At 59.2% G+C, this 2,981-nt stretch carries 4 protein-coding genes and 2 pseudogenes; 3 read left to right on the top strand and 3 right to left on the bottom strand.

Going from position 1 to position 2,981, the window contains the following annotated elements; genetic code table 11:
• A pseudogene (locus ACGSLL_RS28215) lies at window positions 1–113 on the top strand (IS110 family transposase); the annotation flags it as partial.
• Window positions 114–214: 101 nt separating this feature from the next.
• Here the strand turns inward: ACGSLL_RS28215 and ACGSLL_RS28210 are convergent.
• The gene (locus ACGSLL_RS28210; protein WP_332766416.1) at window positions 215–1,144 is read right to left on the bottom strand and encodes an AraC family transcriptional regulator; all 930 of its coding nucleotides are present in this window, start codon (window positions 1,142–1,144) and stop codon (window positions 215–217) included.
• Window positions 1,145–1,480: 336 nt separating this feature from the next.
• Here ACGSLL_RS28210 and ACGSLL_RS28205 point away from each other — a divergent pair, with 336 nt between their 5' ends.
• Together ACGSLL_RS28205 and ACGSLL_RS28200 are read left to right on the top strand one after the other, a co-directional pair.
• The gene (locus ACGSLL_RS28205) at window positions 1,481–1,834 is read left to right on the top strand and encodes an antibiotic biosynthesis monooxygenase family protein (RefSeq protein ID WP_394508683.1); all 354 of its coding nucleotides are present in this window, start codon (window positions 1,481–1,483) and stop codon (window positions 1,832–1,834) included.
• A gap of 43 nt (window positions 1,835–1,877) precedes the next feature.
• Window positions 1,878–2,120 carry a hypothetical protein gene (locus ACGSLL_RS28200; protein ID WP_394508682.1) on the top strand — a complete coding sequence of 81 codons (243 nt, stop codon included), beginning with the start codon at window positions 1,878–1,880 and terminating at the stop codon, window positions 2,118–2,120.
• Between the two features lie 4 nt (window positions 2,121–2,124).
• Here the strand turns inward: ACGSLL_RS28200 and ACGSLL_RS28195 are convergent, their stop codons facing one another.
• A complete protein-coding gene (locus tag ACGSLL_RS28195; RefSeq protein WP_394508681.1) occupies window positions 2,125–2,754 on the bottom strand; it encodes a flavin reductase family protein in 630 nt (209 codons plus the stop codon).
• 114 nt (window positions 2,755–2,868) lie between these two features.
• Window positions 2,869–2,981, bottom strand: a pseudogene (locus tag ACGSLL_RS28190) (IS110 family transposase); the annotation flags it as partial.

Below are 2,981 nucleotides of genomic sequence, written 5' to 3'. Positions count from 1 at the left end.
GAAACAAGGGCAAGGCCACCACTGAAGCGTTGGTGATTCTGTCACGTAAACTCGCTCGCATTGCGTTTGCCTTGATGAAAACGAAGACGAACTACGTCAGCAAAACGGCCTAAAAAGCTTGGTGAAAACCATAGAATCTCCCACATTGGAGGCATTTCCCCGTGGGAGCGAGCCTGCTCGCGATAGCTCCATAAGCCTCGCTTCAGATTCCGGATCAGACAGAAAGTCGTAACCGCGCCAGATCCCGCAAGGGCGGCGCGCCAAACAGGCGGCTGTACTCGCGGCTGAACTGCGACGGGCTTTCATAACCTACGCGATACCCCGCCGCCGACGCCTCCAGCCCTTCGGTCAGCATCAAGCGCCGCGCCTCTTGCAGGCGCAACTGCTTTTGATACTGCAACGGGCTCATCGCCGTCATCGCCTTGAAGCGGTGATGCAGGGTCGAAACGCTGAGGTTCACTTCTTTGGCCAGATCATCGATGCGCAGTGGCTGCTCGAAGTTGCCGTTGAGCCATTTGATCGCTTGGCTGATGCGATGGCTCTGGCTGTTGGCAATCGCGATTTCGTACAAGCGATGGCCCTGCGGACTGCGCAACAGGCGATAGAGAATCTCGCGACGAATCAGCGGCGCGAGCATGGCGATGTCTTTCGGTGCATCCAGCAGCCGTGCCAGACGCAGCACCGCGTCGAGCATCGAACTGTCAATGCGCTCAACATACAGCCCACGCCCGGTTGGCCGGGTCGGCACGCCCATCGGGCCGGCATCGGCGATCAGCGCGGTGATTTCGGTCGGGTCGATATCCAGGCGCACGGCGAGAATCGGTTCGTCCGGCGAGACATTGACCACGCGCCCGCTCAGCGGCATCGAAACCGATACCACCAGATAATTCAGCGGGTCGTAATTGAAGAACTCGTCGGCCAGCCGCACCTCTTTGCGCCCCTGCGCCATGATGCACAGCGCCGGTTGGGCGAGCACCGGGGCGAAGTCGTGGGACTGGGTGTGACGCGACATGAACAGCGAGCCGATGGCGGTCTGGTAGCTGCCATCGTCGCTGGTATTGCGGCGAATGATCGCCGCCAGCTCCGCGCGCTGTTTTTCCATGTCAGCAGTGGGTTCGGCTTGAAAACGATCGAATGACGTCATGCACGGCATCCTCGGCAGGTGAGGTGGAATGCAGCAGAGCATAAGTTTGTGCAAGCGCGAGCGGTAGACACATTCTGTCAAATGCTTGCCTGATCCTGCCGGCGCTTGCCTGGCTACCCGGCCACAACAGGACGCAGCCCGGCAAACTTGCTTGATACGCCGTATGACAAGCCTGTGACACGGATTTACAGCTTGTTACAGGTGCTAGGCGCAGTGGCGCAGGATTGGGCAACTCGACGACAGGAATCGACTAACGGCGCACACGTCCGGGCCCTTAATCTTTGCTTCAGTCGCAGCCCGCCCCTGGCTGCCACGCGATTTCATGGAGGGTTGATCATGTCCAAGCAGATGCCTGTCAGTCATATGGCCTTCGTTCGTGCCCAGGCAGGGCGTTCGGCGGAACTCGGTGTGCGCCTGAGCGCGTTGATCGAAGTTTCACGATCGGCACCCGGTTGCCTGAGTTTTTCCTTGCAGCAATCACAATGCGATCCAGAGCTGTGGCTGGTCTCCGGGTTCTGGAGCAGTCAGCAGATGATGACCGCTTATTTCAACAGTCCATCGATGGAAGTGTTCGCCGAGCTGGTGCAGGACCTGGTGGTCAACAGCCTCGATTTTCACACTTTCAGGGACGTCTCGGCGGCACAAGCCCTGCGCCAGTGCCCGGCGCCGGTACACAAACTCGTCGGTTGAGGGTTTAATGGCCGGCTTATTTGTCTGAGCCGGGATGTGTGACATGGCACGTAAAGAGTTCGATCGCTTCGAAGCAGTTTCCGCAGTGGTCCCCGTCGAGTTGGGCGGCAACAAGGGTTATTACGCGGCAATCGCGGTCAAGGCCTTGGTCGATGGCGGTGCGCCACGCTTTCACAAGCTGCTCGATGAGAAAGTGTTTCCCGGTGCGATTGCCGCCGACGATGCGGCGATCAATGAGCTGGACAAACTCAAGGGCGTCACTGATGACGCCGAGTTGATCTGGTAAGCGCTTACTTGTTAGCGCCCGGGCGCCACATCTTGAACAGCGCCTCCGGGCCCAACTGGAAATAGTCCGCCGGCCCGCCGCCGCGCAGAATCGGTTGGGCCGCGGCGGTGTCGTAGATGCCGTCCTTCAACAACCACTTGGCGATGTGCACCGCGACCACTTCGCCGAGGATCAGCCAGCTCGGCACGGTTTCGCCATCGGCGCGCTGCAACTGAATGATCTGCGTGACCTTGCACTCGAAGGACACCGGGCTTTCTGCCACGCGCGGCACGGCGATCACCTTCGACGCTACGGTCGTCAGCCCCGCCAGTTCAAACTCGTTCACCTCAGGCGCGACCATCGCGCAGCTCTGATTCATCTGCTCGGCCAGCGGCCGCGTCGCGAGGTTCCAGGCGAATTCGCCGGTCTGCTCGATGTTGTTCAGGCTGTCTTTGCGGCCGATGCTGGAAAAGCCAATGATCGGCGGAATGTAGTTGAACGCGTTGAAGAAACTGTACGGCGCCAGGTTGAGCTGACCGTCGGCACTCTGCGAAGAAATCCAGCCGATGGGCCGTGGGCCGACGATGGCGTTGAACGGATCGTGAGGCAGGCCGTGGCCGTTGGCGGGTTCGTAGAAGTGGATGTCATCGGGCATGGCGGGTGGTCCTGCGAAGTGTTTTCGAGCGCTACATAGTGCAAGCCCGCGTCGCAGATTTCCAGCCAGATGCACATCGCTCTGTGGGAGATTCTATGGTTTTCACCAAGCTTTTTAGGCCGTTTTGCTGACGTAGTTCGTCTTCGTTTTCATCAAGGCAAACGCAATGCGAGCGAGTTTACGTGACAGAATCACCAACGCTTCAGTGGTGGCCTTGCCCTTGTTTC

Source organism: Pseudomonas retamae (assembly GCF_043496865.1).
Lineage (GTDB): Bacteria > Pseudomonadota > Gammaproteobacteria > Pseudomonadales > Pseudomonadaceae > Aquipseudomonas > Aquipseudomonas retamae.
This window is presented reverse-complemented; position numbering and strand designations above follow the sequence as displayed.